Below are 18793 nucleotides of genomic sequence, written 5' to 3'. Positions count from 1 at the left end.
CTATTTTTTGCTTCTGTGTCAACAATCGACCCATATGATCATAGGTAAAAGTATCTGTAGTAACAATCGAAGCATTGCTATCTCGTCTATGCGTCGTTTTGGTTTTAAGCACCTTGCCTGCAAAATCTAGTTCTATCTCTACAATATCAGTCGTTTTTAGGTAATCATTTCTACTAGCTGTCCAGATAGCTCTGCCTTTCCCATCATAAGCCGTAACCGTTGTAATCCATTGATCAGTACCTAATACCCTTACTTTACTACCTGTGGGTAAACTTTTTACTGTGTTATTGGTTGGTACCCCAAAAACATGAGTAGGTTTGTTCATACCATCTTTGTCAAAGGTATAATTATCATAATAATTAATGGTATAAATTTTGTCAATAACATTATTATTAGGAAAGGCTTCATTAGAATAGTATATTGGAGTATTTGCTAATGTTGATGCTGGAGTTCTGCTTTCAAACTGTTCATTAGCGCTATTAGACACATTTTGCACTATACTTCTATGAACAGTGAAAGAAGCATTGTATTTGACTAATCCCGTATAAACCACTCTTCCAAAAGCATCATATTTGGTAAACAACCATTCATTGTTTGCCTTTTGATTGGCATCCTGAGTCATTACCGGTTGATTCAGTTTATTATAAACAATAGATTCCTTTCCTTTACCAGGTATTTTCTTTTCTATCAGTCTGTTTCTGTGATCATAGCTATATTGATAACAAAGTTCGTTTAATTCTGTGGCAGATACGTCATCACTTTCACCCAATGTTACCTTTGGAGGAATTACAAAAGTTAAATTACCATAATCATCATATACATAATACGTATCGTGTGCTATATTCTCATTATAAGTCCTTTTCAGGATCACTCTCCCTAATTTATCTGTATATTCCTTTGTGGTATGATCATTAGGATGTGTTTGATTAGGGAGCCAGTTTTCATCTTTGGTGATGGTGACTCTCAATTCGTTTGCCGGGTAGTATGCATCCCTCACTAGACTCGGAGCTTCTGTGTTAGTTGCACCTGCAAAGTCTACCCTAAAATAAAATACTTCTGTAGCTGAATTGGTCGTCCAATCAAATTTAATCGTATGATTTGGAGATCTTCTAACTCTAAAACCTTCCCCAGGTGATCCTTGTTCAATTATGCGATTTAAAGGAGAAGCTTCAAAAAGGCTTTCAGAAAATGCACTAAAATATAAGTCGTTTGTAGGTATAAGTACAAAATCATCAGGATATTTATTTTTATAATAAAAGTTAATATCCCTAGGAATATCTACAATTTTATAAGCTCCTTTACTAACAATTTGATGCTCAAAAGGCAGGTATTGCCTGTCTTGCCTGCCATAATCATCATACACTATATGGGTAATGATATCATTTTTATCAGCTGAGGCCTTGATCCCTATCTGTTGTTTAGGTCTCCCTAACCCATCAAAGTAAGTAATACTTTCTATAACATCACTATTATTTTTGATGCCTATTATTGGATTGTTCAACTCAGTTTCCGTAATGGGTGCCTGATATGTTCTGGTAAATATATAATTTTCGGTATCACTTAATGTGACTGGTAGATATGCGTCTTCTATAACCTCAGCAGTGAATGTGCTTCCGGATTTGATCCAAGTTGTAGGCTTGATGGTAATTGATTTTGTCGCCTTAATATTTAATACTGCTGGTATGCTGGAGGCAGTGATGGTTTGATCTTTTAGGACCACATTTTCTTCTACCTGTGCTAAACTTGCAATACTTACAAAAAGTAATGTAGCAGTGATATATGTTGAAATCTTCTGAATCATCTTGATTAATTTTTGTAGTTATACTTGTTTTCTGATACCAGATTGCCATCGGCATCTTTTATGTATTGTAGTCTATTAAAAATGTCATATTCATAATATGTCGAATATCCTTTTGGATCAGTTATACTGGTTATCCCTATTAGTGGATCGTATGTATAAGTAGTAATCATAGCATTTGGGAATGCTACTCGTAAAGCTTGTAAATCTCTACGTAAAATTCCCTCATTCCCAATACTGCCAACGGTTCTGTCATTATCTATATTGGATTTAGTTTTCAGATTCTCTACATAATTGGATACTTGTGCATATCTAGCATTTTCTATTTTGGCAATAGGGTATTCATTATTATACCCCCATATATAAGAGGTATGAGTGCCATCTGCCATAGAAACTTCCAGAAGGTTACCACTGCTATCATATTTATTAAAAATAATTCTATCCTCAAAGGTATTTACAGAAGAATTATTACCTCTACTCTTATCTGTCTGTATAAACTCAGGTAATATTAATTTATTATTTTCACTTACATTATTACCCCAGTCTTTATAAACTGTATGTTGTTTTGAAATGAATTGATTGTTGGATCTAGTTTCTTGCTCAATAATAGTATTTAACATATGTTGTTCAACTAATTTATCATATACAATATTGGATCCTTGCGAGTAATCTAATGCATATTTATTTAAAGAAACTAATTCTTTAGATTTACTATTCTTACGTATCGTTTTGGTGATGTTTTTATGATTCTGATTTTCATAAGAGTAGGTTATGGTATCTGTTATGATATGATTTCCATGAATATCAAATGTAGTTTCGATTTCCTTATCCATATGCCACCATTCTGATCGAATATTATAAGGTTTTACATCCCGGTTTTCTATCTGTGTATTTTGAAATTTATAAATCTTTAAACCTCTTATGTTTTTTAATGCTGCTTTTTTGTATCCATATTCTTTTAGATGAACTAACGTATTAGCTCTGTTATAATGTTCTTCTTTGATAAGTTGACCATTATCCAGAAACACATAATTAGGTATATTAGGATAAAAAGAATCTAGTTGAGGGTGTTCTCCAAAATTTTTATAATAATAAATAGACTTCCCCAAACTTTCTCCTCTTTCATTCTCTTGTTTTATAGTAACTTGGCTATATCCTACAGGACTCCCACTGGCAGAAGTAGCTAGAGGTAATACGCTATTTGAGGTTTTAACATCATATGTTGCTTGCCAGCAATAAGACTCTGGATCATCAGTACCAATTGGTAAGCACCAATTTGTCGCATTTTCACCTTCGCCTCTTAGAAAAGTCTTGTAATCATAAGATGACCCAGATAACAATTTGGCGCTAGATCTACCAGAATCATTCGTATATTCATACTTTGTACGTTTTAACATTGTCTCAGATTCGTCTTTTAAATCGATACTTTGTATTCTCATTCCTGGTAATGTATATATTGATGTATGTTCTTCTCTTACTTTATGTGTAGCTCCCATTTGAATTTCGAAATATCGATCAGAAGGTGTAAGTGCTGTTAATTTATAGGTTCCAGCAGGAAGATCAACAAATTTGATATCATGATAGCTTTGTATATTCTGATCTGGTTTAAAATTTATTGGTACACCTCCGCTTACCTGTTCTAATCTTGCAATCATATGATCAAAAACACTAATATTATTGATATTTTCTTCTCCATTTACACCATATGAATGATTGACAAAAGAAAAAGAAAGCTTTACCCTACTAGGTTCTTCTAAAACAAATGTTTTTTCTTTTTGAATTACAGTTGCACTCCCAAGCGGATAGTCTGTAACAAAAGCAAGTGTTTTTTCTACGATCATTCCATCAAGTTCGATATGATTTGGTTCGAAATTAAGATGTGCCGTAGCCCCAGTAGGATATTGGATACTTTTAAGCATTCCTACGCCCATGTGCTCAAAACTAGATTCTCTGTTTGCCCCGGGAAATACAACTTCTCCATCTGTATCCAATACTTGCGGAGTTAATTTTCTGATAGGAATACGATATCCGGGATGAGGAATATTATGATTGGATTTACCATTATAATAACCCCAATGATCAACAGAAAAAGATGTTTTTTCAGGTAAATTTCCAGAGTCATATTCTAATTTATAAGGAGGTTTACTTATATATAACTGATTTGTAGGATTCCAAAATTTTTCATTAACCTGATCTAATCTCAATCTTAATTTATTAGTATTCTCACTCCCACCTGGTACATCTTGAAAATAGCTATAACTTAAATCTATCTTTTTAATCACTTTATCATGTGGATTTATAATTTCTATGCTTCCTAATTTTGGAAGTTTATAGCTTTGACTCCTAGGAGGTCTTATATCTTTTCTATTACTTGTTAAGAAATTTACTTGTCCGTTGTTAAAGATAATTGACTGTAAATAGACTTCTTTTGTCTGCTGCATACTTGCAGAAAAAGAATTGATATTCTCTGGAGCTAGATCCGAAACAATTACTCCATTTAGACCTCCTTCAAAATTAATCCTCTTATAAAATGATTCACTAAACGAAACTTGTGAACAGGATCGTCGAGAAGAACTGGTATATACAAAATTAATTTCATCTCCCTTGGGTGTTATAATTTTATCTAAATACCAAGCAGTAGTAACTCCTTCATCCGAAGTGTCTGTTGGGCCATAGACATATTCAGGAGATGTTATCCCACTTCTTTCACTTCCAAAATTCTGTGTTATCTCTCTAGTGCCTAAATAAAACTTCCATCCGTTTCCATCCGTTACTTCCCAATGATTTTCTACATGAACAAATTTTAGATTATTTTGTAATATTGAGATAGGGTTTAGTGAACCTGTAGATCGTTTTTCATAAATAAACTTCCCTGAATATCCTAAGAAATTATAATAGAAAAAATCAGGTTCTGTATCATGATTTCCTGCATAGGTGTTCCTATAATAGAAAAGGTTTTCTTCATCAAGAAAGTCGTTTATTGTTTCAGAATTTGGGATGTCGGGGTATGTTATAAAACCACTACCACCTCCTGTCTCTACTCCAAAATCATCCTTACCTCTTACTTGTCTGGATATCATACCTCCTGCATTTAAAGCCCATCCCAGTCCAACCCAACTGGCTTCTTGCGCTACCTTGATACCAGATGAATGGTAGCTTAATGTTATGGGTAGTTCAATTTCACCAGATTTTATGGTATATATAGGGATCGATATATTAGCTAATCCAGTATAATTACTTACAGGTATATCTGCATATTGTCCTAATGATGCTGCATTTGGAGATGGAGGAATAATCTCAGGTAATTCTTGCGAATATATATTCAATCCCCAAACGCAAAATAATAACAAAATACTTTTCCTAACCATTACTAAGTTTTTTTTAAGTACATTCATAATATTTATTTTTTACCCAACAACCTTTCAATCTTAGCTAATCTTGCTTCCATTTCCAGGTTTTTGGCTTCTAATCTCTGATTTCTACTTTCCTGATTGGTAATCTTTTTTTCTTGTGCAATGGTGTACAAGGTTAGTTCTTCTATTTTTTCTAATAATTTTACATTCATTTCACCTAATAAAATACCATTTTCCGATACTTCTGTAGCAGAGGGAATGTTCGGTAAATGACCATTAGTAGTAATATGGCTTTCTACCTGTTGTAGACTAGGAAGCTTGTAAGTATCACTAAATACATAGTCTGGCCAGTTGGTTTGTAACGCTACTTTTACTTCTTCTGCCAATGCTTTACCAGCAATTGCCAGTTTATATCCTTGCGTATTTGTAGTACCAATACCAATTTCTCCATTAGTATAAATCGCATTTTCTATCATAGCAGTACCATCTTTAACAACAAGTTTATGACCTTGATCAGATAGATAGTTTCCATATCCACTAATTACCATTCTAGAATTAGATTTTGGTATATGAATATATGCTTGATCTTGATTAGTACTATGAGAAAATTTTATTATTTCACTTCCTTGTTCATCAAAATATGCCACATTAGTACTGTTATTTTTAAAAGATACCCATTGCCTTTGAATCTGAGATTTTCCAAAAATGTCAAAACCAATACTACTCTGATCTGGTTTTAAAACAAAATTAATGTTTCTAAATCCTGGTTTAGTTTCAGCTCCAAGTTGTAGTGGAAACCAATTACTTCCAGTAGTAGAATTAAAAATTGCGGATTTGGCTTCGATGTGTTCTTGACTATAAATATTTATACTTGATATTAAAACGCATAAAAAAAACAATGACTTACTCATAACTTTAAAAAATTGAATATTATTAATTTGATATTTTTGAAATCCTTCTATTTTAAGGTTGATAAGAGTAAGGTGCAAAAGTATATTTTTTATAGTTAAACCATACGTTTAATAAAGCTAATTATTAACATTTTATTTGGATTTATAAAAATGCATTTACCTAATGTGTACTGACCAGATTCTATATTGAATATTCCCTTATTATATTGTATATCTGGTTCTTATTCTCCCTTTTTTAGTTTCCTTTCTCTATAAGTAAGTGTCTTAAGTGTTATATATGTTACCCTAAATATTTATATTTTTTGAAATTTTAAACAGATTACTGTTAAATAATTTGGTATTTTGCGAATCGAATTTTTATTACTTTTAAATCTATTTAGAACTTGTTTTTATGGTTAAAACACTGTTTTCCAATTTTTTAAGAAAAATAAGATTAATTTATTTTGCTGATTTGATAAGGTTTTATATTGTAAAGAACAAACAGCGAAAAAAAAATATTCTTTTTTCAAAACAAAACCCAAATTTCTTACTTCCACCTTCATACTTAATATATGAATCGTTTAATTTGGATTATGAAAATTATTATCGTAGTGGGAAGCATGATGCAGAGGAAATAATAAAAATTGTATCCAGACATGAAACATTAGATACTACTAAGATATTAGATTGGGGATGTGGGCCTGGTAGGATCATAAGACATTTTCCTGCGTTACTTCCTACAAGTGAATTCTATGGTACAGATTATAACAAAAAAACGATTGATTGGTGTAGCGCCAATTTGCCCAATATAAATTTCAACAAAAATCTATTGTCTCCAGAATTGCCTTATCAGAATGATTATTTTGACTTGATTTATGGAATATCAATATTTACTCATTTGTCCTTAGAGATGCATTATGGCTGGTTTGAAGAGCTTTATAGAATTACTAAACCTGGTGGTATATTGTATATTACGAGTCAAGGGGATAATTTTAGGCATAAATTATCAGTTTCAGAATTACAAGATTACGAGAATGATACTTTAGTTATTAGAGATAATGTTAAAGAAGGGCATCGAACTTTTACTACATTTCATCCACCAAAGTTTATGAGAAATCTTTTTGAAAGAATGGAAATTTTGGAACATATTATTACAAAACCTCCTCAAGGAGAAAACTGGATTCCACAGGATAAATGGGTTTTGCGTAAAAGAATAAAGAATTCATAAATTTGAAATTACTTTATACTCATTAAATTATTTCTCTTATCTGATATAGGTATAAGATTTAAAAACGTTTGTTGCTAGTATTTTGGTGATCGTTTTTTGAAACCAAAAATGCTTGTTAGAATTCTATTCAAACTGATTTATACGATTTGTGATTAAAAAATTCGTATAAATTCATTGAATTATTTTTTCTTTATGCAAGGCAAAAAAATCAAGCATAGCTATAGCTACGGTTTATTTTTTAAACGAAGTAGAAAGGAAAAAGAAACGATGAATATGCGAAATTTTTAATCACAAATCGTATTATTTGGGATCAATCGAATTTAGGTTTTTAGAGTATTACTCATATTTAGTTAGTAAGATTTTTTGCACTTAGTTTTTATAAAAAATACGATACAAAAAAAGCAACCAGGATTTCTGGTTGCTTTTTTCTTTAAAAAGTGGTTATAATTAATCTAACATTTAAATGATAGTTGATTGTCCTACATGTATATTTTCAAAATTGATATTAGAGTCTTCGGGGTTTAATATATAGTCGTAGATAAAGTCTCCTACCTTTTCTGTGGATAATGGATTGTTGTGATTAAGATCTGGTGTGGTTAGGTTCAGTTCTAAAGCTTTTTCTACAGCATCTCTGATGGCATTTGCTTCACCTATTAAGTCAAAATGCTCTAAAAGCATGGCTGCTGATAAGATGGCAGCAATAGGATTCGCAATTCCTTTTCTGGTAGCTTGTGGATAAGACCCGTGTATCGGCTCAAACATGCAACAAGTATCGCCAATAGAGGCAGATGCCAATAAACCAATAGAGCCACCAATGACACTAGCTTCATCAGAGATAATATCGCCAAACATATTTTCAGTAAGAATCACATCAAATTGTCTTGGGTTAAGAATCATTTGCATAGCAGCATTATCTACAAATAAAAAGTCCAGCGATACATCCATATATTCCTGCGCGATCTGTTTTACTACTTTTCGCCATAAACGAGAGGATTCCAGTACATTGGCCTTATCTACCAGCGTTAGTTTTTTTCTACGCTTTTGAGCAGCTTTAAAGGCTAAATGGGTAATCCTTTCTATTTCTTCTTTGGAGTATTCACATAAATCGGATGCTATCGTTCCTTCTTCATTCAGATATTTTTTCCCAAAATAGATGCCACCTGTAAGTTCTCTAAAGATAGAGATATCTGTATGCTCAATAATTTCTCTTTTCAATGGAGATTTATCTAACAAGGTTTCATAGGCTTTGACGGGGCGGATATTAGCATAAAGCCCTAATTCTTTGCGTAACCGCAGTAACCCTTGCTCTGGTCGTACAGATGCACTTGGATTATTATCATATTTAGGATCACCTATAGCACCAAATAGAATGGCATCCGAACTGGAACAAAGCTCCAGAGTTTCATCTGGCAGTGGATTGCCTTTCTTCTCAATAGCGATAGCACCGACAAGAGCATCTTTAAAAGTAAAAACATGATCAAAACTATGAGCAATAGCTTCTAAGGATTTTATTGCCTGAGCGGTAACTTCCGGACCAATTCCGTCTCCTGATAATACAGCGATATCTAATTTCATAGATGTATTCTTTTGTTACACTGAACTTGTCGAAGTGTTTTTTATTATATTATTTAAGACTAAATTTTATAATTGATCAGATATGTGTGTCCTACAATTAAGGTTGTAATATAATAATCGAACTTCTTTATTCAATTCAAGTTCGAGAAATGCTACAATTTACGTTATTTTTTTAAGCTACTGCAGCTACTACATCAACAGTTTTCATAATTTCGTGTATATCTTCATCGACAACTTCTTTCTTTCTATCTGCATAATTTAGAAATTCTTTATATACATCATCTAGTTGAAGTTTAGTTAATTCGTATCCGATTTTTTTAGATCTGTACGCTAATGCAGCTCTACCGCTTCTTGCAGTAAGTACAATGGCAGATTCTGTAACACCTACTTCGACGGGATCAATAATCTCATAAGTTTCTCGATTTTTGATCACTCCATCCTGATGTATTCCAGAACTATGAGCAAACGCATTGGCACCAACAATTGCCTTGTTAGGCTGTACCATCATTCCCATACTTTCTGAAACCATTAAACTCGTATCATATAGTAATCGAGAATTAATATCAGTATTAAGATGAAGGTACGGATGCTGTTTCATAATCATTACTACTTCTTCCAGAGCAGTATTACCAGCACGTTCACCAATACCATTAATAGTACATTCTATTTGTCGGGCACCGTTGATAGCTCCAGAAATAGAATTAGCTGTTGCCAACCCTAAATCATTATGACAGTGACAAGAAATGATAACCTTATCAATTCCAGTTACATTTTCTTTTAAATATTTAATTTTAGCACCATATTCTTCTGGCAGACAATATCCAGTTGTATCAGGTATATTGAGCACAGTTGCACCTGCTTTTATCATAGCCTCACAGACTCGTGCTAAAAATTCATTATCCGTACGTCCGGCATCTTCTGCAAAAAATTCTACATCCTCTACAAAAGACTTTGCATATTTTACAGCAGCAACTCCTCGTTCAATTACTTTCTCCTGAGTAGAGTTAAATTTATATTTTATATGAGACTCTGATGTTCCAATCCCAGTATGTATTCTTGGTTTACGGGCATATTTTAGTGCTTCTGCTGCTACTTTGATATCATTTTCGACAGCCCTTGTCAGACCACAGACCGTAGCGTGTTTTACTACCTTTGCGATTTCATTTACAGATTTAAAATCTCCTGGACTCGATACAGGAAATCCTGCTTCGATCACATCAACTCCTAATAGATCTAATCGTTCAGCAATAACTAATTTTTGTTTGGTATTTAATTTACAACCAGGAACCTGTTCTCCATCTCTTAGTGTGGTATCAAATATTTGGACTTTATTATCGCTCATAGAAATTCTGTGAATTATTAATTTAGTGCTATACTTTAAATAGATATCTTTATAAATATTCTTATTAAGATATTTTAGTATTCTCTTACGAATTTATATTTTGGTAATTCAAAAAGAAGGTGTTTAACCGTATGTTTTACAATGCTAAAATGTTTTAATAAAAGTGTAATACCTTTTTAATCAATTAATTACAATATATTTTCTTACAATGACTAATGATCAAAAAGATCCTTTGTTTGTTTTAGTAAAGTCACTTTCTAAATCTGAAAAGAGACAGTTTAAGGTGTATGTAGGACGGCTGGGAGTCAATACAGACTCTAAATTTCTGGCACTGTTTAATCATTTGGATAAAAGTGATTCCCTAAATGAAGAAGTTGTGGTTTCTAAAGGAATCGTTACTAAACAACAATTTTCTAATTTAAAGGCTCATTTATACAAACAAATTTTGATTAGTCTCAGGCTAAGTCCACTACATCAAAATATTAGGTCACAGATTCGGGAGCAACTTGATTTCGCAACCATTCTTTATCATAAAGGATTGTATAAACAAAGCCTGAAAATTTTAGATAAAGCAAAAACTGTAGCCAAAGAGAATGAAGAGAATAATATTGCATATGAGATTGTAGAACTAGAGAAGATAATAGAAACGCAATATATCACTAGAAGTATCAACAACAGGGCTGATGAGTTGACTATCGAAGCCAAGATGTTGAGTATGAAAAACGTGCTTACCAGTAGGTTGTCTAATTTATCACTTCAGCTATATGGATTAATGCTTAAAAGCGGATATGTAAGAAATGATAAAGAATATACAGAAATTACTGATTATTTTCAGAGTAAACTCCCAAAATATGAATGGAATATACTTGGTTTTCGTGAAAAACTGTGGCTGTATAAGACACATTTGTGGTATAGTTTTATGATTCAGGATTTTTTATCCTGCTATAAATACTCTAAGAAATGGGTAGATCTTTTTTATGAAAACCCTAAAATGATTATTCTTAACCCAGTATTTTTTCTTCGGGGGAATCATTATTTATTAGAATCCTTATATCATATACGGGATAAAACACAGTTAAAACTCACCTTGTCTAAGTTCGAAAAGACAATTACTTCTGATGATTTTCCTCAAGATGATAATATTGAAGTGCTTTCGTTTCAGTTTATTTATAATAATAGATTGAATGTGCATTTTCTAGAAGGTACATTTAGCGATGGGCATTATTTGGTAGAAGAGATTCTTAAGGGGGTTACGGCATACAAAAATCGATTGGATGATCATCATATTATGGTATTGTACTATAAAATAGGGTGTTTGTATTTTGGGATGGCTAATCACAAAAAGTGTATCGAATATTTGAGTAAGATTATCAATAATAAATCATTAAAAATGCGTGAAGACCTGATGTGTTTTGCCAGGGTTTTAAGTTTAGTTGCGCATTATGAAGCCGGAATGGATTATCATCTGGAGACCCAGCTAAAAGAAACCTATAGATTTTTAATCAAAATGAATGACTTACACGAGGTGCAAAAAGAAATGATAAAATTCCTTAAAAACCTGGGCGATATTTTTCCACATCAGATCAAAGATGCCTTCAAAAAACTTCATAAAACATTAAAACAATATGAAGATCATCCCTATGAAAAAAGAGCTTTTTTATATTTAGATATTTTGTCCTGGTTAGAAAGTAATATAGAAGGAAGGCCAGTTGCTGATATTATAAAAGAGAAATCAGAAAAACTGATCCGGTAATCTGATAATAAATTACAAATTTTCATTGCGGTATAAGACAAAAAAATATTTTTGCATCCTGAATCGTGCTATAGAGCACATTAATTAAAATAAAGTTTGTCAAATAATAACCAACAGCATATCCGGAATATTTTAGAATTAAATCTGGCAATGCTTTTTATCAGCACCTCTGGAGCACTAGGGAGGTATATTGATATGCCTGTACCGGTGACTATTGGGTTTCGGGCAATTCTGGCCGGAATTCTACTTTTTTTGTTTTGTAGATGGAAAAAAATATCTTTTACTATCGCTTCAAAAGATCGGGTGACAATTCTAATGGGAGGAGTATTAATGGGACTGCATTGGATCACCTATTTTTATGCGCTTAAATTATCTAATGTTGCAATTGGGATGCTGTCATTATTTACATATCCTGTAATTACATCCTTTTTGGAACCTTTACTATTAAAAACCAAGTTTGAGAAAATGCACCTTGTTTTAGGCGGATTGGTCTTGCTTGGGATTTATTTTTTGGTCCCTGATTTTAGTTTTGAGAATACCTATGCTAAAGCTGTTGTTTTTGGAGTGTTTTCTGCATTGTGTTATGCATTGCGTAATTTATTGATGAAAACAAAAGTCAATAACTATCATGGATCTGTACTTATGTGGTATCAATTAGTTATTGTAAGTTTGATATTAATACCAATCATATTTATACTGGATAGCTCAGAGATGCGCACTCAATGGCCCTGGGTATTGATTTTAGCATTAATAACCACCGCTATTGGTCATACACTTTTTCTATTTAGTTTGAAACGTTTTTCTACTACAACCGCTAGTATTATTAGTAGTATACAACCTGTTTACGGAATTATAATAGGTATTATTTTTTTAGCCGAAATCCCTTTGTGGACAACTATTATTGGAGGGCTTTTGATCTTAACCTCTGTAGTTATAGAAAGTATACGATCATACAAGAAATGACTTTGAGTTTTACTTGATTATCGAGATTTAAATGCTCCGAGGCTTGCCTCAAAATCATTTTTTTTTTCAATAAATGCCTGGAAGTAGTTTACATGATGATTTTGTAACGTTTTTATACGCATCAGTATTATATGCAATCATTCCATATTGGATCTGATGGAGGTGGAGAGAGTATGGTAAGGAGTTCTTTTTTGACAGGATGCATAAAAGTAAGTTTTCTTGCGTGTAAATGAATACTTCCATCTTTATTACTGCGATCAGCTCCATATTTGAGATCTCCTTTTATGACAGATCCGATAGTTGATAGTTGAGATCGTATTTGATGATGACGACCCGTATGTAAGTCTATTTCCAGGAGGAAATAGTTGTCTAGTTTTTTAATAATTTGATATACTAATACAGCTTTTTTACTATCCGTTATTTCGTGGCTGTGAGCATATGATTTGTTTTGTTTTGAATTTCGTTTTAGCCAATGAGTCAAGGTGTCACATTCTTGAGGAGGTTTGTTTTTGACAACTGCCCAATATGTTTTTTTGGCTTCTTTATTCTTAAATAATTTATTAAGTCTTGGGAGTGCCTTACTAGTTCTTGCAAATACAACAATACCACTAGTAGGCCTGTCCAGACGATGTACTACCCCTAGAAAAACAGCTCCGGGTTTGTGATACTTTTCTGCGATATATTCTTTAACTACATCACTAAGAGGCTTGTCGCCGGTCTTATCACCCTGAACAATATCACCTGGACGTTTGTTAACAACAATGATATGATTGTCCTCGTACAGTACCTGAAGGTTCGATTTAGTAGATAAAATTTTAGACATTTTAGATATTTAGAGAAGTTAAGGTCATTGAATCACTTCCTACTGATTTATTTTATTGCGGATCTAAATTTTGATACCGCTAAATTATTCGAATAAATACCGGAGTGAATTCAATGGTCTAAATTAATACTGCTCATTTTCATTAGGGAAATCCAAAGACTTTACGTCTGCGACATATTGTTGAAAAGCATTTGTCATTTCAGTGTACAAATTCAGATAACGTCTCAAGAATCGAGGATTGAACTCATGAGTCATGCCCAACATATCGTGTGTTACCAGTACCTGACCATCCACTCCATTACCAGCACCAATACCTATAATAGGGATGGTGAGGCTTTCAGAAACTTCTTTTGCCAACATTGCAGGAACTTTTTCTAAAACAATAGCAAAACATCCAACTTTTTGTAGCATTAAAGCATCTTCTTTTAATTTTTTAGCTTCTTCTTCTTCTTTTGCCCGCACTGTATATGTCCCGAACTTATAAATTGATTGCGGCGTCAGCCCCAAATGACCCATTACAGGAATTCCTGCGTGTAAAATTCTTTTGATAGATTCTTTGACTTCCTTACCACCTTCAAGTTTTACCGCGTGTCCGCCAGATTCTTTCATGATTCTAATAGCAGAACGCAGTGCCTCTTTGGGATCACTCTGGTAACTGCCAAAAGGCAAATCAACCACCACCAGCGCTCGGTAAATAGCTCTTATCACAGAAGATGCATGATAAATCATTTGATCTAATGTAATTGGTAAGGTTGTCTCATGGCCCGCCATAACATTAGAAGCAGAATCCCCCACAAGAATAACATCGATACCAGCGCCATCTACAATCTTGGCCATCGTATAATCATAAGCTGTTAACATTGATATTTTTTCTTTATTAGCTTTCATCTCTGTTAGAGATTTTACAGTAACTCGCTTATAATCTTTCTTTGCTGTAGACATGTATAAAAATCATTTGTTCGTGTAAAAGTAAACAATTAGAGAGCTCGTAACAAATGGATGATATTTTTGATTTTCTTATTATTTTTAAATATTTAATTATTAGATGTTTAAAAGAGTAATTAATAACTTATATTTAACTTTTAAATAGCATAGTATGAAAAACATATTACTTGTATTTTTTTTACTTTTTACAACAAGTATTTTTTCTCAAAATAAGATTGATGAGAACCAAAAAGCTGCAAAACAAGCTGTGTTAGATTTTTTTGAAGGTTTTCATAAAGGTGATACTACTAAAATGAGAACTGTTATAGATAAAAATGTAGCAATGCAAACTATTGTAAAATCAAAAGAAGGCAAACTCAATACAGTTACTACAAATATGCATAAATTCCTGCTAGCCATACATAATAGACCAAAAGATCAAAAGTGGCTTGAGAAATTATTAGAGTTTAAAATTGATGCAAATGCGGATATTGCCCAAATCTGGACACCATATGAATTTTATGTCAATAATCAGTTTAGTCATTGTGGGGTTAATGTATTTCAGCTGTTTAATGATGACGAAGGCTGGAAGATTATAGCTATAGCAGATACCAGAAAGAAAGAAGGATGTAAGTAGTTTACTCGATAATCGAGATTGAAATACTCGGAGGCTTACCTCGAAATTAAACTATTTTTTTTCAATAAAAGTCTTGTGAACTTGCCGCGGGGTAGTTTACTATTTACTACTGATAATCAAAAATACAATACCATTGTTAAGCGCATGTAATAATATTGACCAAATAATATGGTCATTTTTTATTTTTAGCTGACCAAACATATGACCTGCAATAATTCTAGGAGTAATAAGTAATACTAAAGTACTGTTGATCTGAAAAGAATCTACATAATTAGATATATGTATAAATCCAAAGATTAAAGAAGTGACTTGCAAAACAACACTTTGATGCCTATTTAGAAAACATATCACCTTTTCTAGTTGAATTTCTGGAAGGATGTTTTTATAAATAAAAAAGATCCCATAAAGCACTATAAATGTTAGTATATATTGATAATACCATGCAAAACCTAAAGAGAATAATGAGCCAATTATAAAAAGTGTCCAGGAACTTAAAAATAACAATAAACCGCTGATCTTGGGTTTTATCAAAGTTCTGAACATTAGTTCTTCGATCACAGGAGCAAAAATGATTATTGCCAGAAAAGCTTTTAATCTGTTGTTCTTAAAAATTTCTTGTAAGTAGTCCTGAGAATATTTTGTTATATCAAGATCTGGAAATATACGTTGCACAAAATTAGCGCAGATAAAAAATAGCATATATAGACCAAATAATCGCAGATAAAATAAAAGTAGATTTCTAACTTTAGAAAGAGATATGTTTTTAATCATATATATTAACAATTGATTACATTTTTTGATTCTTCTTGAATATTGTTTTTGCTCAAAAAAAGGTAATTAATTTAACAGATGTTTCATTATCATTAGTATAGAAACATCAATTTTTTCAGCCCTTACTAAATCATTGTTATAGAAATACTAATTTTTAAATTTATGAAGCTACCCACTTCTTAATATTCTGAGTCAAAAATATGAGATCTATCGGATCTAATTCCTGTTTTTAACATAGAAGTAGTGTAAACTTTTTTCAATTTGTTATAAAAATGCTCTTTTTGATTCAATTTTCGCCAGAATCAAAAAAAAGTCTTAATCACTTCATATTATAATGTATTAATGTAAGTCAAAGCAGTACTCAAGATGAGTCCTATATGAATATATTCAATATTCTTTACTAATCTTACTTTGATAAAGTAGATTTTTTTAAGGTAACTGGCATAGTGTATTTGCATAGAGTAAGAGTTGTTTGTAACTTCTTTTTAACAAGAGGAAAGCAGTGCTAAACTAAATGGTTTTTTCTACCGTTTTATTGGTGTTGATAGAATTTAATGACATCATGTCATACAAATATGCATGGCATAATCATTGACTAAAATGTTTATGAATAATTTTAGGAATAACACTTAAACATTTATAAAGAATACTATGAGTAAGATAATAGGAATTGACTTAGGAACAACCAACTCTTGCGTTTCTGTGATGGAAGGTAATGAGCCGGTAGTAATCCCTAATGCTGAAGGTAAAAGAACTACACCATCTGTAATTGCATTTGTAGAAGGGGGAGAAATTAAGGTGGGTGACCCTGCAAAACGTCAGGCAGTTACGAATCCTACAAAAACAATATCTTCTATCAAAAGATTTATGGGGAATAAATTCTCTGAATCTTCTAAAGAAGCAGAAAGAGCTGCTTATAAAGTGGTAAAAGGAGATAATGATACTCCTAGAGTTGATATTGATGGGCGTTTATATACACCACAAGAATTATCTGCTATGACACTTCAGAAAATGAAGAAAACAGCAGAAGATTACCTTGGACAAGATGTAACCAGAGCCGTAATTACTGTACCTGCTTATTTTAATGATGCACAGCGTCAAGCTACCAAAGAAGCTGGAGAAATTGCTGGTCTTACAGTAGAAAGAATTATTAATGAACCTACAGCTGCAGCCTTGGCATATGGTCTTGATAAAAAAGGAACTGATCAGAAAATTGTTGTATTCGATTTTGGAGGAGGTACTCATGATGTATCTATTCTGGAATTAGGAGATGGCGTATTCGAAGTATTGTCTACAGATGGAGATACGCACTTAGGAGGAGATGATGTAGATCAGAAGATTATAGACTGGTTGGCAGAAGAGTTTAAGGCTGATGAGAATATGGATTTACGTCAGGATCCAATGGCTTTACAACGTCTTAAAGAGGCGGCAGAAAAAGCAAAAATAGAATTATCTTCTTCTCCACAAACCGAAATCAATTTACCTTATGTTACAGCTACAGCGAGTGGACCTAAGCATTTGGTACGAACTTTAAGTAAAGCTAAATTTGATCAATTAATTGACGATTTGGTAAAGCGTACAATAGAACCTTGTCGTACTGCTCTTAAGGCAGCAGGCTTATCTACCAGCGATATCGACGAAATTATTTTGGTAGGAGGATCTACACGAATTCCAGCAGTACAGGAAGCAGTAGAAAAATTCTTTGGTAAAGCACCTAGTAAAGGAGTGAATCCTGATGAAGTAGTTGCCGTTGGAGCAGCAATTCAGGGAGGTGTATTAACAGGAGACGTTAAAGATGTATTGTTATTGGATGTTACACCACTTTCTCTTGGTATTGAAACAATGGGGAACGTACTGACAAAACTGATTGAAGCGAATACTACCATTCCAACAAAAAAGTCGCAGATATTCTCTACGGCTGCGGATAATCAACCTTCTGTAGAAATTCATGTACTGCAGGGTGAGCGTCCTATGGCAGCAGATAATAAAACGATTGGGCGTTTTCATTTAGACGGAATTCCACCAGCACAAAGAGGAACACCACAGATAGAAGTTACTTTTGATATTGATGCGAATGGTATTATAAAAGTATCTGCAACAGATAAAGCAACAAATAAATCTCAGGATATTCGTATTGAAGCGTCATCTGGCCTTACAGAAGAGGAAATCGCTAAAATGAAGCAAGAAGCAGAAGCGAATGCTGAAGCAGATAAAGCTGCCAAGGAAACTGCTGATAAATTGAATGAAGCAGATGGAATGATTTTCCAAACAGAAAAGCAACTCAAAGAATTTGGTGATAAGATATCCGATGATAAAAAGAAACCAGTAGAAGAGGCATTAGAAGAGCTTAAAAAAGCATACGAGTCAAAAGACCTGGCTATAATCCAACCAGCACTTGATAAAATTAACGAGGCTTGGAAAGTTGCGAGCGAAGAAATGTATAAAGCTCAGGCAGAAGCTGCTCAGGGAGCTGATGCAGGTGCAGGAGCTCCGGAAGGAGCATCAGAACAAGCTCAGGGAGGAGATTCTGAGGCAAGTGATGTAGAAGATGTAGATTTTGAGGAAGTGAAATAGAGAATGTTATATATCATATCTATATATAAAAAGTGCGCAATTTTGTGCACTTTTTTTGCTTTTAAACACAAGGAATCAAGAAATTGTTTTAATTTTATCCCGGATTTAAAAACAGATTAATTCCCACACATTTTATTCCTTACTTTATGCGGCTGTTGAATG

13 protein-coding genes are annotated in these 18793 nt (G+C 32.8%); 5 read left to right on the top strand and 8 right to left on the bottom strand.

The window, feature by feature from the left end; all coding sequences use genetic code 11:
- The 3 genes from F0000_RS18720 to F0000_RS18710 form a co-directional block, all read right to left on the bottom strand.
- Positions 1-1801, bottom strand: a 1801-nt coding sequence (locus F0000_RS18720; protein WP_223148921.1) for a DUF6443 domain-containing protein, incomplete at its 3' end; no start/stop codon positions are given.
- A 5-nt stretch (positions 1802-1806) separates the two neighbouring features.
- Positions 1807-5193, bottom strand: coding sequence for an RHS repeat domain-containing protein (locus tag F0000_RS18715; protein WP_149626255.1), 3387 nt, complete (start codon positions 5191-5193; stop codon positions 1807-1809).
- A gap of 5 nt (positions 5194-5198) precedes the next feature.
- Positions 5199-6140: a hypothetical protein gene (locus tag F0000_RS18710; protein ID WP_223148920.1), complete on the bottom strand. Its 942-nt coding sequence runs from the start codon at positions 6138-6140 to the stop codon at positions 5199-5201.
- Positions 6141-6627: 487 nt separating this feature from the next.
- On the opposite strand from F0000_RS18710, the gene F0000_RS18705 reads away from it, so the two are divergent.
- Positions 6628-7269 (top strand): class I SAM-dependent methyltransferase, encoded by a 642-nt coding sequence (locus F0000_RS18705; protein ID WP_255452803.1) that lies wholly within the window; start codon positions 6628-6630, stop codon positions 7267-7269.
- A gap of 459 nt (positions 7270-7728) precedes the next feature.
- Here the strand turns inward: F0000_RS18705 and leuB are convergent, their stop codons facing one another.
- Positions 7729-8844 carry a 3-isopropylmalate dehydrogenase gene (gene leuB, locus F0000_RS18700; protein ID WP_149626252.1) on the bottom strand — a complete coding sequence of 372 codons (1116 nt, stop codon included), beginning with the start codon at positions 8842-8844 and terminating at the stop codon, positions 7729-7731.
- A 172-nt stretch (positions 8845-9016) separates the two neighbouring features.
- Positions 9017-10186 (bottom strand): 2-isopropylmalate synthase, encoded by a 1170-nt coding sequence (locus tag F0000_RS18695; protein WP_149626251.1) that lies wholly within the window; start codon positions 10184-10186, stop codon positions 9017-9019.
- A gap of 208 nt (positions 10187-10394) precedes the next feature.
- Here F0000_RS18695 and F0000_RS18690 point away from each other — a divergent pair, with 208 nt between their 5' ends.
- Positions 10395-11939, top strand: a complete 1545-nt coding sequence (locus F0000_RS18690; RefSeq protein WP_149626250.1) for a hypothetical protein — start codon at positions 10395-10397, stop codon at positions 11937-11939.
- A 96-nt stretch (positions 11940-12035) separates the two neighbouring features.
- Complete coding sequence (locus F0000_RS18685; protein ID WP_368668118.1) at positions 12036-12902, top strand: DMT family transporter; 867 nt, start codon at positions 12036-12038, stop codon at positions 12900-12902.
- 127 nt (positions 12903-13029) lie between these two features.
- Here F0000_RS18685 and F0000_RS18680 read toward each other — a convergent pair whose 3' ends face one another.
- The gene (locus F0000_RS18680) at positions 13030-13725 is read right to left on the bottom strand and encodes an RluA family pseudouridine synthase (RefSeq protein WP_149626249.1); all 696 of its coding nucleotides are present in this window, start codon (positions 13723-13725) and stop codon (positions 13030-13032) included.
- A gap of 123 nt (positions 13726-13848) precedes the next feature.
- The gene (panB, locus tag F0000_RS18675; RefSeq protein WP_149626248.1) at positions 13849-14667 is read right to left on the bottom strand and encodes a 3-methyl-2-oxobutanoate hydroxymethyltransferase; all 819 of its coding nucleotides are present in this window, start codon (positions 14665-14667) and stop codon (positions 13849-13851) included.
- Between the two features lie 154 nt (positions 14668-14821).
- Between panB and F0000_RS18670 the strand changes: the two genes are divergently transcribed.
- Positions 14822-15286, top strand: a complete 465-nt coding sequence (locus F0000_RS18670) for a nuclear transport factor 2 family protein (RefSeq protein ID WP_149626247.1) — start codon at positions 14822-14824, stop codon at positions 15284-15286.
- A gap of 99 nt (positions 15287-15385) precedes the next feature.
- On the opposite strand, the gene F0000_RS18665 is transcribed toward F0000_RS18670, so the two are convergent.
- Positions 15386-16057: a CPBP family glutamic-type intramembrane protease gene (locus F0000_RS18665; RefSeq protein WP_149626246.1), complete on the bottom strand. Its 672-nt coding sequence runs from the start codon at positions 16055-16057 to the stop codon at positions 15386-15388.
- Between the two features lie 651 nt (positions 16058-16708).
- Between F0000_RS18665 and dnaK the strand changes: the two genes are divergently transcribed.
- A complete protein-coding gene (dnaK, locus tag F0000_RS18660) occupies positions 16709-18631 on the top strand; it encodes a molecular chaperone DnaK (RefSeq protein ID WP_149626245.1) in 1923 nt (640 codons plus the stop codon).
- Positions 18632-18793 lie beyond the last annotated feature (162 nt).

This window comes from Aquimarina sp. RZ0, from assembly GCF_008370685.1.
GTDB lineage: Bacteria > Bacteroidota > Bacteroidia > Flavobacteriales > Flavobacteriaceae > Aquimarina.
Note: the sequence above shows the minus strand (reverse complement) of the source record. Positions and strands in the feature narration are given on the sequence as shown.

Coding starts and splice junctions, on each gene's coding strand:
- F0000_RS18715 (WP_149626255.1), bottom strand. CDS start 5,193: ATGAATGTACTTAAAAAAAACTTAGTAATGGTTAGGAAAAGTATTTTG.
- leuB (WP_149626252.1), bottom strand. CDS start 8,844: ATGAAATTAGATATCGCTGTATTATCAGGAGACGGAATTGGTCCGGAA.
- F0000_RS18695 (WP_149626251.1), bottom strand. CDS start 10,186: ATGAGCGATAATAAAGTCCAAATATTTGATACCACACTAAGAGATGGA.
- F0000_RS18690 (WP_149626250.1), top strand. CDS start 10,395: ATGACTAATGATCAAAAAGATCCTTTGTTTGTTTTAGTAAAGTCACTT.
- F0000_RS18680 (WP_149626249.1), bottom strand. CDS start 13,725: ATGTCTAAAATTTTATCTACTAAATCGAACCTTCAGGTACTGTACGAG.
- panB (WP_149626248.1), bottom strand. CDS start 14,667: ATGTCTACAGCAAAGAAAGATTATAAGCGAGTTACTGTAAAATCTCTA.
- F0000_RS18670 (WP_149626247.1), top strand. CDS start 14,822: ATGAAAAACATATTACTTGTATTTTTTTTACTTTTTACAACAAGTATT.
- F0000_RS18665 (WP_149626246.1), bottom strand. CDS start 16,057: ATGATTAAAAACATATCTCTTTCTAAAGTTAGAAATCTACTTTTATTT.
- dnaK (WP_149626245.1), top strand. CDS start 16,709: ATGAGTAAGATAATAGGAATTGACTTAGGAACAACCAACTCTTGCGTT.